Origin of the sequence: Oceanicaulis sp. (assembly GCF_051859625.1) — a bacterium.
In the GTDB taxonomy this organism is placed as follows: domain Bacteria; phylum Pseudomonadota; class Alphaproteobacteria; order Caulobacterales; family Maricaulaceae; genus Oceanicaulis.
The window spans coordinates 868,606-882,442 of record NZ_JBHYFH010000001.1 but is presented as its reverse complement, the minus strand read 5'-3'; the positions used below and the strand labels follow the sequence as shown (position 1 = coordinate 882,442).

13 protein-coding genes are annotated in these 13,837 nt (G+C 63.3%); 6 read left to right on the top strand and 7 right to left on the bottom strand.

Annotation, left to right across the window (positions count from 1 at the left end):
- The first annotated feature begins 59 nt into the window (after positions 1-59).
- The gene (gene serA, locus ACTIGF_RS04245) at positions 60-1,283 is read left to right on the top strand and encodes a phosphoglycerate dehydrogenase (RefSeq protein WP_439635684.1); all 1,224 of its coding nucleotides are present in this window, start codon (positions 60-62) and stop codon (positions 1,281-1,283) included.
- 58 nt (positions 1,284-1,341) lie between these two features.
- Here the strand turns inward: serA and ACTIGF_RS04240 are convergent, their stop codons facing one another.
- Both ACTIGF_RS04240 and fsa read right to left on the bottom strand, forming a co-directional pair.
- The gene (locus tag ACTIGF_RS04240; protein ID WP_439636646.1) at positions 1,342-2,235 is read right to left on the bottom strand and encodes a delta-class carbonic anhydrase; all 894 of its coding nucleotides are present in this window, start codon (positions 2,233-2,235) and stop codon (positions 1,342-1,344) included.
- A 116-nt stretch (positions 2,236-2,351) separates the two neighbouring features.
- On the bottom strand, positions 2,352-3,002 hold the full coding sequence (gene fsa, locus ACTIGF_RS04235) for a fructose-6-phosphate aldolase (protein ID WP_439635683.1): 651 nt from the start codon (positions 3,000-3,002) through the stop codon (positions 2,352-2,354).
- Between the two features lie 100 nt (positions 3,003-3,102).
- On the opposite strand from fsa, the gene ACTIGF_RS04230 reads away from it, so the two are divergent.
- Positions 3,103-3,939, top strand: coding sequence for a methyltransferase domain-containing protein (locus ACTIGF_RS04230; RefSeq protein ID WP_439635682.1), 837 nt, complete (start codon positions 3,103-3,105; stop codon positions 3,937-3,939).
- On the opposite strand, the gene ACTIGF_RS04225 is transcribed toward ACTIGF_RS04230, so the two are convergent.
- From ACTIGF_RS04225 to kdsB, 4 genes are all read right to left on the bottom strand, one after another.
- Positions 3,936-5,342, bottom strand: a complete 1,407-nt coding sequence (locus tag ACTIGF_RS04225; protein WP_439635681.1) for an exopolysaccharide biosynthesis polyprenyl glycosylphosphotransferase — start codon at positions 5,340-5,342, stop codon at positions 3,936-3,938. The genes ACTIGF_RS04230 and ACTIGF_RS04225 overlap by 4 nt on opposite strands.
- Positions 5,343-5,422: 80 nt before the next feature.
- Complete coding sequence (locus ACTIGF_RS04220) at positions 5,423-6,637, bottom strand: O-antigen ligase family protein (RefSeq protein WP_439635680.1); 1,215 nt, start codon at positions 6,635-6,637, stop codon at positions 5,423-5,425.
- On the bottom strand, positions 6,634-7,275 hold the full coding sequence (locus ACTIGF_RS04215; protein ID WP_439635679.1) for a histidine phosphatase family protein: 642 nt from the start codon (positions 7,273-7,275) through the stop codon (positions 6,634-6,636). Before ACTIGF_RS04215 ends, ACTIGF_RS04220 begins: the two co-directional genes overlap by 4 nt.
- Positions 7,275-8,051, bottom strand: coding sequence for a 3-deoxy-manno-octulosonate cytidylyltransferase (gene kdsB, locus ACTIGF_RS04210; RefSeq protein WP_439635678.1), 777 nt, complete (start codon positions 8,049-8,051; stop codon positions 7,275-7,277). Before kdsB ends, ACTIGF_RS04215 begins: the two co-directional genes overlap by 1 nt.
- A gap of 188 nt (positions 8,052-8,239) precedes the next feature.
- Here kdsB and ACTIGF_RS04205 point away from each other — a divergent pair, with 188 nt between their 5' ends.
- The gene (locus tag ACTIGF_RS04205; protein ID WP_439635677.1) at positions 8,240-9,010 is read left to right on the top strand and encodes a YebC/PmpR family DNA-binding transcriptional regulator; all 771 of its coding nucleotides are present in this window, start codon (positions 8,240-8,242) and stop codon (positions 9,008-9,010) included.
- A complete protein-coding gene (gene cmk / locus ACTIGF_RS04200) occupies positions 9,010-9,654 on the top strand; it encodes a (d)CMP kinase (protein ID WP_439635676.1) in 645 nt (214 codons plus the stop codon). Before ACTIGF_RS04205 ends, cmk begins: the two co-directional genes overlap by 1 nt.
- Before the next feature lie 37 nt (positions 9,655-9,691).
- Here the strand turns inward: cmk and ACTIGF_RS04195 are convergent, their stop codons facing one another.
- The gene (locus ACTIGF_RS04195) at positions 9,692-11,512 is read right to left on the bottom strand and encodes an autotransporter domain-containing protein (RefSeq protein ID WP_439635675.1); all 1,821 of its coding nucleotides are present in this window, start codon (positions 11,510-11,512) and stop codon (positions 9,692-9,694) included.
- Positions 11,513-11,670: 158 nt separating this feature from the next.
- Here ACTIGF_RS04195 and ACTIGF_RS04190 point away from each other — a divergent pair, with 158 nt between their 5' ends.
- The gene (locus ACTIGF_RS04190; protein WP_439635674.1) at positions 11,671-12,465 is read left to right on the top strand and encodes an aldo/keto reductase; all 795 of its coding nucleotides are present in this window, start codon (positions 11,671-11,673) and stop codon (positions 12,463-12,465) included.
- Positions 12,466-12,492: 27 nt separating this feature from the next.
- Complete coding sequence (locus ACTIGF_RS04185) at positions 12,493-13,740, top strand: FAD-binding domain-containing protein (protein ID WP_439635673.1); 1,248 nt, start codon at positions 12,493-12,495, stop codon at positions 13,738-13,740.
- Positions 13,741-13,837 lie beyond the last annotated feature (97 nt).

Genomic DNA, 13,837 nt, shown 5'->3' with positions numbered 1-13,837 from the left:
TGAAATGTCTGGTCATTTGGGCACAGTGGTGCGACGCAACATGATCATTGGACGCCCCCATGGCTCACACCCCTGAATACACCGCCCTTTTGCTCGAAAACGTGCACCCGGACGCCGATAGCGCCCTGCAGACAGCCGGGCCGGTGACGGTGAAGCGTTTGTCGGGGTCTCCTGACCGCGCTCAGCTGGAAACGGAAATCGCCAGCGCGCACGCGTTGGGCATCCGCTCACGCACCCATGTGGACGCGGCCCTGCTGGACGCCGCCAAAGAGCTTCAGGCTATTGGCTGCTTCTGCATCGGCACCAATCAGGTTGATTTGAACGCCGCCGCCGAGCGCGGCGTGCCGGTGTTCAATGCGCCCTTCGCCAACACCCGCTCGGTGGCCGAGCTGACTTTGGCGTCCGTGATCATGCTGATGCGGCGCATTCCCGAAAAGATGTTCGCGATCCAGCGCGGGGAATGGCTGAAAACCGCTGACGGCGCCAATGAAGTGCGCAAGAAGAAGCTCGGCATTATCGGCTACGGCAATATCGGCGCCCAGCTGTCCGTGCTGGCGTCTGCTCTGGGCATGCATGTCTATTACTATGACATTGCGCCCAAGCTGGCTCATGGCAACGCCCGCCCGATGGATACGCTCGACGGGCTTTTGTCTGAGTGCGACGTGGTCACCTTGCACGTGCCCTCCACCGCCCGCACCAAGAACATGATCGGCGAGCGCGAGATCGCCCGGATGAAACCCGGCGCGTTCCTGATCAATCAGGCCCGTGGAGACCTGGTGGATGTGGATGCCTTGGCCGCGGCGCTCAATTCCGGTCATCTCGCCGGCGCGGCGGTGGACGTGTTCCCGGTTGAGCCCAAAAGCAAGGATGAGCGCTTTGAAAGCCCGCTCACCCAGTGCGCCAATGTCATCCTGACCCCGCATATCGGCGGCTCGACGCTGGAGGCGCAGCAGGCCATCGGTCTGGACGCGGCGGGCAAGCTGGCGCGGTATCTGTATGAAGGGTCGACCACGTTTGCCGTGAACTTTCCCCATGTGGACCCCGGTCCTATCCAGCCGGGACGCACCCGCGTTCTCGCCCCGCACAAGAACCGTCCGGGCTTCCTGCGGCGTTTGAATGACGCTGTGGAGCAGGTGGGCGCCAACGTCGCCGCGCAGTTCCTGCAAACCGAAGGCGATCTGGGCTATGCGGTCGCTGATCTTGAAGGCGATCTGCCGGGCGATTTCCTGGATCGCGTTCGCGCTATCGACGGCACGATCCGCGCGCGCCTGATCAAGGGATAAGTCCATACACAAAAAACCCCCGCCGGAAGGCGGGGGCTTGAGTGGCGGAGATCAATCTCTATTCGATCGGCGAGAGCAGTTCCGGCGCTGTCACCAGCTGGCGCACGCCATGGCTTTCAGTCTCATTGAAAACATTGCCCTCTTCAGCCCAACGGTGCAGGGAGCTGATGTCCACGCGCGCGCATTGCGGGCGAACATTCCAGGTGACTTCCAGGGGCGAGCAGGTGGACTGGGTATAGCTCGGCCCGGTGGTGGAGCCACGGAACAGCACCGGTTCGCCGGTGCCTGACGGCAGCATCATCGGTTGGTGATAGCCCGCTTCATTGGCCTCACCGGCATAACCAAACTGGGTGAAGTCCAGCGCGTCGGGATCATTGACCACCAGGAAGGTCTGCGCCTCGACCCGCAGGACGGGATCAGTGCAAGTGTCGCTCAGGCATGAGCCCAGGCCTTCGCCAGGCGCAATGTCACAACTGGAATAGACCCAGTGCACTTCAATCGTATCGCCGGGGCTGACATGGCCGAATGCGCCTTCGCCCTCATAAGGGTCTCGCAGCTCTTCCTCGGTCAGGTTCGCAGCATCATTGCAGGCATAGCCGCCATTGACGCCGTCGCCGACGAACACCGAGAAGCCCGGGCCTTTGTGTTCGGCGTTGGTATGCGTGTGAATGTTGCACAGATTCATCTGGGCGGGCTCGGGCGCCAGGTCGAACATCACGGAGTTCAACCCCTCAGGGTTTGTGATGTCGCGGGGCGTCTGCGGACCGAATCCTTGGCAGAGCGGCGCGTCGGCGGACGCCATGGCTACGCCATGCTCAAGATCGCCGACATTGGATTCGGTCTGAGACGCATCCACCGTATCAGCAGGCTCGGACTGAGCCTCGTCTGATGGAGCCGAGCAAGCCGCCAGCGCCAGCGCCAGTCCGGAAACGGCAAAGATATCCAAACGCATCATTCTCCCCTTTTTGAAAAACCTGACTCTAGGTGAATATGCATATTCACTTCGAGTCGCGATCTTCAAGAGACAAGCGGGAGAAATCGTATGAAAGTCGGTTTGAAGTCGGAGTCCTAGACCAGCCCGTAGCGACCTGTCGCTTTCCAGTCCGCCATAAAGGCGTCCAGTCCCAGATCCGTCTGGGGGTGCTTGATGAGCTGATCAAAGGTTTTCACAGGCAAGGTCGCCGCATCACATCCGGCGAGGGCTGCGCCTTCCACATGCTTGAGATGGCGCAGGGAAGCGGCGAGGATCGAGGTTTCGAACCCGTACTGATCATACATCGCCCGGATGTCTTCAAGCAGGTTGATCCCGTCTGATCCGGCGTCGTCAATGCGGCCCACAAATGGTGAGATGAAGGTCGCCCCGGCCTTGGCCGCCATCAGCGCCTGACTGAGCGAGAAACACAAGGTGACGTTGGTGGGCACGCCTTCTGCGTGGAATTCGCGGCAGGCCTGAAGCCCGGGCGCTGTCAGCGGCAGCTTGATCACCACATTATCGCCCAGGGCGCGCAGCTTGCGGCCTTCTTCCAGCATGCCGTCATAATCTGACGCCACCACTTCGGCGCTGACCGGGCCAGACACCGTTTTGGCGATTTCCTTGATGCGGTCAAACACCCCGGCGCCGGATCTCGCAATCAGGGACGGGTTGGTCGTCACCCCATCGATAAGGCCGGCGCGCGCTTCGATCTCAGTGATTTCGGCGGTGTCGAGAAAGATCTGCATGGGGCGCTCCGGTCAGCAATGAGACGTCGATATCTTGAACCAGCTTTAGTCCTCAATCATAACAGCACCATAAAACCGGTTTGGAAATGAGGAAGGCTGCATGGGCGCTGCAAACGCGGTCAAAACCTGGACGCATCAGACCCTGCCGCGGCCTCTTGTGAATTTCCTGTGGAATCTTGCGAGCGACGCCCGGGATTTGCCGGCGCGCTGGCGTACGCCTGGCGCGCCGCGCCCCTGGCGGGTCTGGCACAATGTGGGCGGCGGTGATTTCCACCAGATCGGTCAGGCCTATTTCAGCTGGTTCCAGCGCTCGGCCGGGCTTGAGCCGTCCGCCCATGTGCTGGACATGGGATGCGGGGCGGGCCGCATTGCGTTTTGCCTCGCCGAGTATCTGAATGCGCAGGGACGCTATACAGGTTTTGATTTGTCAGAGCGGGCGCTCCGGTTTGCCCGTCAGCATGTCCATGGCGAGGCCGACTTCGTGTTTGTTCGGGCCGATGTGCAAAGCCGCGAATATGGCGGCGCAGGCGACAAGGCGACCGGGTATCGCTTTCCGGTCGAGGCCGCGAGCATCGACGCGGCGTTGGCGATTTCACTGTTCAGCCATTTGCTCCCTGAAGACGCCGCCGCCTATCTCAAGGAGGCGGGGCGGGTCCTGAAACCGGGCGGGCGCTTGTGCCTGACCGGGTTCATCGTGGAACCGGGCATGGAGCTGTCAGACGCAGTGTTGTCCTTGCAGCCATTTCGCGACGGCGCCTGGGCGGCGGATCCGCGAGAGCCGGAGCGCGCGATCGGCTATGAGCGCGCCGTGTTTGAAGTCTGGTTGCGTGAGGCGGGGTTGCAGTTCGCGGAGCCTTTGGAGCCCGGTCACTGGTCGACCCCTCTGCAAGCCGGTGAGTTTCAAGACCGGATCGTGCTAGAGAAACCGCCGCTCTAGCGTCCAGAGCTGAACAGGACTTCGCGGACCGTGCGGATCAGGATCACGACGTCGCGCCAGAGTGACCAGTTCTGCACGTAATGGCTGTCCAGACGGGCGCGTTCTTCAAACGTGGTGTCGTTGCGGCCATTGACTTGCCACAAGCCGGTCAGACCCGGACGCACGCGCTGGTAATCCAGCATGGCCTGGCCATAACACTCTTGTTGATCCAGCGTCATCGGTCGCGGCCCGACAAGGCTCATATCGCCTTTGAGGACATTGATCAGCTGGGGCAGTTCGTCGAGGCTGGCCATGCGCAACAAACGTCCAACCGGGGTGATGCGCGGATCATCGTCCAGTTTCTGATAGGCGCGCCATTGCGCTTCGCGTTCGGGATCGCTCTCCAGGATTTCAGCCAGACGCGCTTCGGCGTTGACCACCATGGTGCGAAATTTCAGGCAGCCGAAAGGCTGGCCGTCGGCGCCCACGCGTTGCTGGCTGAACATCATCGGGCCGCCATCCTTGCGGATCGCGAGCATGATCAAGATCAATACCGGGCTGAGAAACACCAGCGCCCCGGCCGATGCGATGACGTCAAAGCCGCGCTTGAGCGCTTGAGCGAACGGACGGTCCTGCGCATTGATCATGGACAGGATCACGCCGTCTTCTGGCGGAAAGCGCACCAGATCGAAGGATTCGCCCGAGACCGCGCCCAGGGCCGGGCGATAATAATAGGATGCGCCCTGCGCTGACAGGAGACGCGCCATACGGGCGGCGATGCCTTGCGTCGCCGCGTCCGGCGCCAGGAAGACGGGGCGCTGGGTGAGGGGCGCGATCTGCTCAAGCAAAGCCGCATCGCTCAGCTGCGCGAAAGGCTCGAGCGCCAGACTGCGCTCGGCGTGCAGACCATGTCCGGCCTCAGAGCGGATGACGCTGTCGGGCGTCAGGGTCAGGTCCTGGGGCGCCAGCACGGTGACCGGCTGCAGCCAGCCGCCGCTGAGAGTGAACAGGGCGCGCACGCCCAGCCGCAATCCCAGAACCAGAACGGGGACGCAGACCCAGGCCGCCAGGACGGGCAATGCGCCGCTCAGATCGCCATAGGCGCTCATCCCGGCGATTTGCGCCAGCAAGGCCAGGGCGGAGGCTTTGAAGATCGTGCCGGCCGCGCCCATCACCGGCTCACGGCTGCGATAGTGTCCTTGGGCGTTGAACCAGCCGATGAGCAGCACGCCCGCCAGAAAGAAAATCGCAAGTTCGCCTTGTTCGGAAACGCCGCCGGTCAGGGCGTGCAGCGCCTGAAGCGCGATGCCGGACAGGCTGATCGCGCTCATGTCAGACAGGACGAAAACCTGCACGGGATTGATCGAGCCGGTGGAGCGCGCAGGCGCGTAGGGCGGTGCGTGTGCATCAATCCGGGACGACATGGGCTCTCCTCGATCCACTGCTTCCGCTCTGACGGCGGGTATGCGTGTGAGGAGCAAGAACGGCGCCGCGCTGGGGCGCTTTATTCAGACGCGCCTGTCCTGTTCAGGAACGCTGCGAAAACGCCCAGGGCGAGCGCAGCGTGATGCCATTCCTGATAGACGCCATAGCCCAGCAAGACGCTGACCCACCAGATGCCGCCCACATAGGCCAGACCCGTGATCTGATCAGCGTTCAAGGGCGCGCGTCCGACCGCGCGCGCGCCGGCGAACAGGGTTGCAGCGCAGAGCAGCGCGCCGATCGCGCCCGCATCCATCCAGATATGCAGGCCGGCATTGTGCGCGTGGAGCGGCAGGCGGTCGATCATGACATCGCGATAGGCAACTGAATCTGACAAGGCCCGCATACTGTCGAGCCCATGTCCGATCAGGGGCGATTGCCGGATTTGCTCCAGCACGGCCTTCCAGATCTCCAGTCGCCAGGCCCAGGAGAGCGGCAGGCCATCCTCCACGCTGTCGGGCATCAGGGCCAAGCCCATGCCCATGAATAAGGGCGCGCCCAACACCCAGACGCCCGCGCCCAGCAAAATGACCTGCAAGGTTGTGCGCGAGGCGAACTGGGTTGCGCCAGCAGCGACCAGGCCGAACACAAGCGCCAGGATGTTGGCTTCGACATCAAAACTGGCTGATGCGAATGCGGCCATGGCGAGAAGCGTCAGGGCCAGCCCGCGTCGCCAGGCGCCGTCCCGCCGCCATAAATATAGCGCGACGGGGCCCGCCAGCATCATGAAGGCGGTGGCGCCGCGCGACAGCGTCACCTTGGCGTTGCGAATGGCTTCTGCGGGGTAATTTGAGTCTTCAAGCTCAAGCTCGATCCAGCCGCCGATCAGGCCGCCCGTCAGCGCTTCGATCAGAAAATAACCGCCTGCCAGAAGCGCCACCACGCTCAGGACCCCGGCTTGTCGTTCTGCTTCTTCATCCGTCAGGCGGCACGCGATATAGGCGCCCATGACAAACAGCGGGATCAACAGAGCCAGCTTATAGGCCTGGTCGGCGCGCTCGTATGGCGACCACAGATGAGAGGCGCACAGCCAGGTCACGCTCAGCACGCCAAGAAACGCCAGTGTCGGCGCGCTTTTGAAGGACCGCCACCCAGACACGAAAATGACCGGCGTGAAGATGAAGCCGATCAGCGCCATGGATGTGGCGAGCCCCAACCCGCCCGCAGCGATGAAGACAGCGCTCAGCGTCAGCAGCACCGCAAGGGTGACCGAGGAGAGACGCCAGCGGGTCGTCACGGATTGAGGGCTTTCACAAAGGCTTCAGGCGGCAGATTCCAGGCCAGCAGCTCGCGACCCTCATGGGTCACACGCGCGGCGCCCATATGGCCGGTCTTGACCTTGGCGTCTTCGCTCGGGGCGCCTGTGGCCAGAAGCGCATGAAAATACCGCAAGATGCCGTTGGACGTCAGAATGAAGACGGTCGTGTCGTCGCCCCGATCGCGAGTCACGGAATCCAGCACGCTGCGGGCATTGGCTTTGAGTGTTTCCACCGTGGGGCTCCAGCCGGCGCCATTGGGCGGAATGGAGCGCTCGCGCCAATCGGTGATGGCGCTTTCGCCCCAGCTTTCGGTGATCTCTGCGTCCGTTTTGCCGCCCCAGACGCCGTAATCAATCTCGCGCAGGCGGTCATCGATCTCGACCTCGCCGGTGAAACCGCAAATCTCACCAACAAGCCGGGCGCCGGTGCGGGTGCGCTTGAGCGGGCCGGCGATGATCCGGTCTGGCAACTGGTTCAGCGTGCGCAGGGCTTCGCCCATGGCTCGCGATTGCTCCAGGCCCTTCTCGACAAGCGGCAGATCTTCGTTCGCTCCGACCCAGACCGGGGTGTCGTCCGGGCCGAATGTGTTGCCGTGGCGCGCCAGGATCAGCAGCATTACAAAATCTCCCCTTCGCGAGCGATGATGTCCGCCGCGACGACGGCGTCTCGTGGCGAGTCCACGGAATAGGGCGTTCGTCCACGGTAATCGGTGAGCACGATCCGGATCGGGATGCCGTTCTCCAGCGCGCGCAATTGCTCAAGGCTTTCCGCTTGCTCAAGCGGGCTCGGCTCCAGCGCCACCAGGTCTGACAGGGTATCGAATCGATAGGCGTAAAGCCCGATATGCTTATAGATCGGAAGGCCCGTATTCTCGCGCTTGAACGGGATGATGGCCTTTGAAAAGTATAGCGCGTTCAGGGCTTTGTCGAACACGACGCTGGTGCCGCCGACTTCTCCGCGGCGCTTGGCTTCGCTGAGTTTGTCGAGCGCGTCGTCCGTCAGGGCCACGGCGGGCGTGGCGAGTTTGAGCGCGGGGTCCGCTTTCATGGCGGCGGCGGCGGCGTCCACCACCCAGGGCGGGGTCAGCGGCGCGTCGCCTTGAAGATTGACGATGACGTCGTCAGCTTGAGCGAACGCGCGCACCGCCTCAAAGGCGCGCTCGGTGCCGTTGCGGCAGCTTTCGGGGGTCATGACGGCTTCTCCGCCAAAAGCCTTCACGGCCTCAAGGATTCGCGCATCATCGGTGGCGACGATCACCCGGTCGATAGAGGGCGCGGCGGCGGCCAGCCGACGCACGCGCTCAACCATGGGCACGCCAGCGATTTCATGAAGCGGTTTTCCGGGAAAACGGGTGGAGCCGTATCGGGCGGGAATAACGGCGATAACAGACATGAGGCGCCTATAAAGTGCAGCAAAATGGACAGATGGGTTCAATGCCATGGCCCGGCGCTGAAGGCCAGTGCGCGCGGTGAGCGCTCAAGGTCTTGGCCGAAGCGGCTTCAATAGGGTAGAAGGCCCGCTTCAAGAATTCATGCTGCCATGCTCGGCAGCTCGCCATTTGCCTTCCGGAGGTTTCGACCATGGCCGGCCACTCAAAATGGGCCAATATCCAGCACCGCAAGGGTCGCCAGGATAAAGCTCGCGCCAAATTGTTCTCGCGTTTGTCCAAGGAAGTCATGGTCGCCGTGAAAATGGGCGGCCCGGACCCTGACATGAACCCGCGCCTGCGCCTGGCGGTTCAGAACGCCAAGGGCCAGTCCATGCCCAAGGACAATATCGAGCGCGCGATCAAGAAAGCGGCGGGCGGTGATGTCGAAGAATATTTCGAGATCCGCTATGAGGGTTTTGGTCCTGCAGGCATCGGCCTGATCGTGGAAGCCTCAACCGACAACAAGAACCGAGCCGCCGGCGAAGTGCGCGCCGCCTTTTCCAAGAATGGCGGCAATCTGGGTGAAACCGGGTCTGTCAGCTTCATGTTCGACCAGGTGGGCGAGATCCGTTTCCCGCTTTCGGTCGCCGATGAAGAAGCCATGTTTGAAGCGGCGATTGAAGCCGGCGCTGAAGACGTGGTGCAAGAAGACCTGCTCGATGATGACGGCGAGCCGGCGCCCGAGCATGTGATCTATTGCGCCCGGGAAGACCTGGCCGAGGTCAGCTCGAACCTGCAAGAGCGCTTTGGCGACGCCAAGTCCGCCAACATCATCTGGAAGCCGCAAAACCTGATCGAGGTGACCGGCGACAAGGTGGCTACCGTGATGAAACTCATGGAAGCGCTTGAAGACCTTGATGATGTCAGCACCGTGTTCGCAAACTTCGACATCTCCGACGAAGACATGGCGAACCTCGAATAATGGCGGGTCAGTCGCGCCCCATCGTCATCGCCGTGGATGGTCCGCTCGCTTCGGGCAAGGGGACCATTGCACGGGCGCTGGGGGCGCGTTTCGGCGTGCCGCATCTGGATACGGGCGCGCTCTATCGCGCTGTGGCGGTCGCCATGCTTGAGCAGGGTTTGCCGCCGGAAAACGCGGATGAAGCCGAGCGCGTCGCGCGGGACCTGGATGTCGCCGCCATCGACGAATCCAAAATTCGCACTGCGGGAGCGGGCGTGGCCGCCAGCGTGGTGTCGGCTCATCCGCGGGTGCGAGCGGCGCTTCTGGATGTCCAGCGCGCTTTCGCCGCCCAGGACGGCGGGGCTGTGCTGGATGGACGCGATATCGGCACGGTGATCTGCCCGGACGCCGATGTGAAACTGTTCGTCACCGCCGACGAGGAAGCGCGCGCCTGGCGCCGCCGGGCCGAGCTCGTCAATCGCGGCGAAGAGATCAGTTTCGAGCAGGTGCTGGGCCAGTTACGCCAGCGAGACGCCCGTGACGCCAGCCGTGCTGACGCCCCGATGATCAAGGCGGACGACGCCATCGAACTCGACACGTCTGATATGTCGGTCGACGAGGCGGTGCGCAAGGCGATCAAACTGGTGGAAGCCAGGCTGGGCTGAGGCCCCGACCTCTGAAAGAGGCCGGGGCTCATCGGCTTTAGAAGCCCAGACGCACCTGCAGGCGAGCCTGCAGGCTTTCCGTGCCGTCGCCAGAACGACCCGCGGCCGTCAGGGCGACGCTCAACCGGTCGCGGATCTGGGCCTCATAGCCCAGCTGGGCGCGCAGCAGCCCATCCTCGTTTCCGCCAATTGAAGCTGTGGACAAGTCAATGTCGTTGAGAAGCACGCCGACCGTTCGCTCGGCGTCATCTTCGCTCTCATAGGCGAGACCGGCTTGCAGTTTGCCTGCTTCAGACACCTGCCAGCTGGCGCGGACGCCCGCCTCGTACAGCGTGCTGCTGAAATCAAGCGCCTGCACCCGACCGTTCAGAAGGACGCCTTGCTCGATATTGGCTGCGAGGTCGTAATCAGTGAACACCGCTCGCAGATAGGGCGTCAGCGCAAACGCCTCCGATGCTGCAAAATCCAGCCCGGCCTCAACAGCCGTGAAGCTGTGATCCACCACCAGCTGGCCGGTCACGGTGTTGCGGGGAGCGAACCCGGTGGCCCTCACGGTGTCCATGTCGGTGCGGCCCAGACCTGCGCCGCCCATCAGGTAGAACGCGCCCGTGGACCAGCCGCCATGGACGGCGACGGCGAAAGTCTCTGCATCGCCGGAGGCGGGCAGGACGCCGCTAATGGTGCTGCTGGTGTCAGCGAAGCTGGCGCGCGCGCCCGTAAAAAAGCCGTTGTCGAGATTGGCGGTGAAGCCCGCCGAAGCGGACCAGCCGTCATAATCAACGCCAGCTGAGCGTGCGCCGGCGTCCAAGGACCCGTCCAGCCAGCCGCCGGTGACATAGCCGCCGGTTTCGGACCTGGCGCGTCCTGCTTCGTCGAGCGCGTCCACGATCAAATGGCGGCCGATCTGATAGGCGTGCTCGGTCAGGCCGCCGGCGCTTTGTCCGGCATAATCCGCGTTCGCGCCGCTGGCGACCACGAAAGCGGCCAGCACGGCGTGGGACTGCGTGGTCGGATGGATGCCGTCATAATCGCTCCAGTCCGACGGGCAGGCGTCGAGCAGCAAGCCCTGGCTGACGCAGTCGGTGGACGTCTCGCTGAACCCGTAAAGGTTCGAATTGGCGTAGACGTCCAGAAGCAGGTCTTCGACATTGATGTAGAGCACATCTGCGCCGTATTGCGCGCTGATCGCGGCGTCGACGCCGCGCAGGCCGATATTGAACTGCGCCGCCGCCAGGTCGAACTGGGCGTCAAACGGCGCGGGCGCTTCCACGGACGAGCCGATGGGCGGCACCCCGAACAGCACAAAGCGCCGGGCGCCGGCGTCCGCCAGCGTCGACAGTGTTTGCTGGATGTCGGCGACGCCCTGATCGATATCCAGAGTTCCTCCGCCGAGCGCCGCAAGGAAGTTGTTGCCGCCGATCCAGATGGAGAAAATGTCGGAATCGGTCGGCGCTGTGATCTGGCCTCCAGCGACGCCAGCGGCGAAGAACTGGGCCTGCTCGATGGAGCCGGGCAGGATCGGACCGCCAGGCGCGCTGGCGAAGCCGGCGGTGCGCGCGCCGCCATGGGCGAAGTTGATCCCGTTCGAGGCGTCGCCGAGTACGCCGGTCAGGAAGGGCGACAGCGCCAGCGTCTGACCGGTCAGATATTCGTGCCAGACGGGACCATTGGAAAAGCGGCCATTGAAATAGACCGGTGGTCCGCCAGCGCCTGCCGCCAAAAACACATTGCCAGTGTCAGACAGGCTGTCACCGAAGACATAAGACTTGCCGGCTGTGAAATCCCACGATTGCGCAAGTGCTGGCGCAGACGCGAAAGACAGGGCGGCCAATGAGGCCCCCAGCATTTGTTTAAACATAAAGCTCCTCCCCAGAGCGTGTATCGGTGCGCATTTTTTATTGTTCGCACACTGTGATTAGCTGTTCTGAACTGTGAGGTTGTCAAGTTGCACCGTGCGAGCGAAGCGCGGACTCTGCCATGGCGGTTTGGCCTGGGACGGCATAGCGTGAGGGAATGATGAAGTTTTCTGCTCTCGGCTTTGGCGTCTCCGGCGCGCATGGCACGCCCCTTCTTCCGGCCTCAGAGACGCTGGCGTTGATCGAGAAAGCGGTCGCGGGCGGCGTTCGCGTCTTCGATACGGCGCCGTCTTACGGAGCTGGGGAGGCCGAGCGGCGCCTCGGTTTGGCGCTGAAAGCGGTTGATCGCTCAGACCTTGTCATTTGCACCAAGGCGGGGCTGACTAGTCATGGCCTTGCCGGTCGACGGCGTGATCTGTCGCCCGATGGTGTTGAGGCGAGCGTGCGCGCCTCGCTTGACCGGTTGGGGGTTGAGGGGGTCGACATCCTCTTCCTGCATGGCGCGGCGCCCCATGAGCTGGACGCGGCTCTGCTGGCGCGATTGCGGGCGCTCAAGCAAGCTGGCGCCTATAAGATGCTGGGGGCTGCGGGGCGCGGTCCAGCGCTCGACTGGGCGCTGGATGCAGGTTGGTTTGAAGTCCTCATGGCGCCGGTTCATCCTTTTCTGGACAGCGCGGAGACGGCGGCCCTCGACCGGGCTGCGCAGGCGGGGCTTCCCATCATGGCGATTGAAACCGCCGGTGATGCGCCGCCTGGATGGCGGGCGCCGCGTTCACTGGCGGACCTCTACCCGCTGGCCAAGAGAGTGCGATCAAAAGGCGCCGGGCGCGGGCGAATCGCGGTCCCGGACGGTCTTAAGCTGGCGCTCGGTCGGCCGGGCGTGGTCAGCGCGCTCTTCACCACCACGCGAGCAGCCCACCTCAACAGCAATCTGCAGAGCGCCGGACTTTCCTGACGCAAATCCCGGTCTAGCTCCGCCACCATGAGCCAGACAGAGTTATTCGCTTCGCCTCCCGTGCCGCCAACGCCCGACCGCCAGGCGGGCCTGGATCGCCTGAAAGCCTTCACCCCCATGATGGGGCGGCGCTATGCGGCGCAGCGCAATTTTGATTTCGGTCCTGAAGACCGCTCCAACATCTCTGTGTTGAGCGCGCATGTGCGCCATAGGCTGGTTCTGGAGCCTGAACTGGCCCAGGCGGCGCTGAAAGCTCATGGGCTTCAAACCGCCGAGAAATTCATCCAGGAAGTGTGCTGGCGGACCTATTGGAAAGGCTGGCTGGAGCTGCGCCCCTCGCGCTGGTCAGAGTACAAGGCTGAGCTGTCTCAAGCCTTACACACGCTGGGCGAAGACGAAGCTCTGCGCCGCCGGTATCACGCGGCCCGAAACGGTCTGACAGGGCTTGAATGCTTTGACGCCTGGGTGGGCGAGCTGATGCAGACCGGCTATCTGCACAATCACGCACGGATGTGGTTCGCCTCGATCTGGATTTATACGCTGGAGCTGCCCTGGGTTCTGGGCGCGGATCTGTTCCTGCGCCATCTGATCGATGGCGACCCGGCCTCCAACACGCTGAGCTGGCGTTGGGTGGGCGGGCTCCAGACGGCGGGCAAGACCTATCTGGCCCGCGCCTCCAATATTGAAAAGTACACAGGCGGTCGTTTCACGCCGGATGCTGGCGCGCTGGCGCACGACGCGCCGCCGCTTGACCCTGCGCTACAGCACCCGGCCCCGCAGACGCTTGCGGCGGGGGAGGCGCCTGATCCTGACGCTCCCGCCCTGGTCTGGCTGCATGAGGAGGATTTGCACGCCGAGAGCTGGGCTGCTGATAGGCTCGACGTGCGCGCGGTGGTTCGTCAGGCGCAGCCTTTGGCGCGGGGGGAACTCGAGCTGGGAGAGTGCGCGGCGCGCTTTACCCAGCAGGCCCTGATAGACGGCGCCAAGCGCGCGGGCGCCCATTTTGGCCTGACCGCGCAAGCCGCCGCGCACATTGAGGATGTCATCGACATGGCGCGGTCAGCTGGCGCGAAGCAAATCCTGATGCAGCGACCGGCGGTTGGGCCGGGTCAGGACCAGATGGCGGCGTATCGAGCCGCGTTGGCGCAAGCCGACCTCACGCTTTGCGAGATGCGCCGGTCTTGGGATGCGGCCTTTCACCCCTACGCGACCAAGGGCTTTTTCAAGTTCAAATCCGCCATTCCAACAGTCTTCGACCAACTCCGCCTGAACTGATCGCGCCTTAAACCGCGCCGAAAAGATGACTTTTCGGCATTCTCCCGCTAAGCGGTGGGGGATAGGCTACAGGCGCGGTTCGGCGCTGGGTGGGAGA

Excerpts from the sequence above, each read along its gene's own strand:
- serA (WP_439635684.1), top strand. The coding sequence starts at position 60 with ATGGCTCACACCCCTGAATACACCGCCCTTTTGCTCGAAAACGTGCAC.
- ACTIGF_RS04240 (WP_439636646.1), bottom strand. The coding sequence starts at position 2,235 with ATGCGTTTGGATATCTTTGCCGTTTCCGGACTGGCGCTGGCGCTGGCG.
- fsa (WP_439635683.1), bottom strand. The coding sequence starts at position 3,002 with ATGCAGATCTTTCTCGACACCGCCGAAATCACTGAGATCGAAGCGCGC.
- ACTIGF_RS04230 (WP_439635682.1), top strand. The coding sequence starts at position 3,103 with ATGGGCGCTGCAAACGCGGTCAAAACCTGGACGCATCAGACCCTGCCG.
- ACTIGF_RS04225 (WP_439635681.1), bottom strand. The coding sequence starts at position 5,342 with ATGTCGTCCCGGATTGATGCACACGCACCGCCCTACGCGCCTGCGCGC.
- ACTIGF_RS04215 (WP_439635679.1), bottom strand. The coding sequence starts at position 7,275 with ATGCTGCTGATCCTGGCGCGCCACGGCAACACATTCGGCCCGGACGAC.
- kdsB (WP_439635678.1), bottom strand. The coding sequence starts at position 8,051 with ATGTCTGTTATCGCCGTTATTCCCGCCCGATACGGCTCCACCCGTTTT.
- ACTIGF_RS04205 (WP_439635677.1), top strand. The coding sequence starts at position 8,240 with ATGGCCGGCCACTCAAAATGGGCCAATATCCAGCACCGCAAGGGTCGC.
- cmk (WP_439635676.1), top strand. The coding sequence starts at position 9,010 with ATGGCGGGTCAGTCGCGCCCCATCGTCATCGCCGTGGATGGTCCGCTC.
- ACTIGF_RS04195 (WP_439635675.1), bottom strand. The coding sequence starts at position 11,512 with ATGTTTAAACAAATGCTGGGGGCCTCATTGGCCGCCCTGTCTTTCGCG.
- ACTIGF_RS04190 (WP_439635674.1), top strand. The coding sequence starts at position 11,671 with ATGAAGTTTTCTGCTCTCGGCTTTGGCGTCTCCGGCGCGCATGGCACG.
- ACTIGF_RS04185 (WP_439635673.1), top strand. The coding sequence starts at position 12,493 with ATGAGCCAGACAGAGTTATTCGCTTCGCCTCCCGTGCCGCCAACGCCC.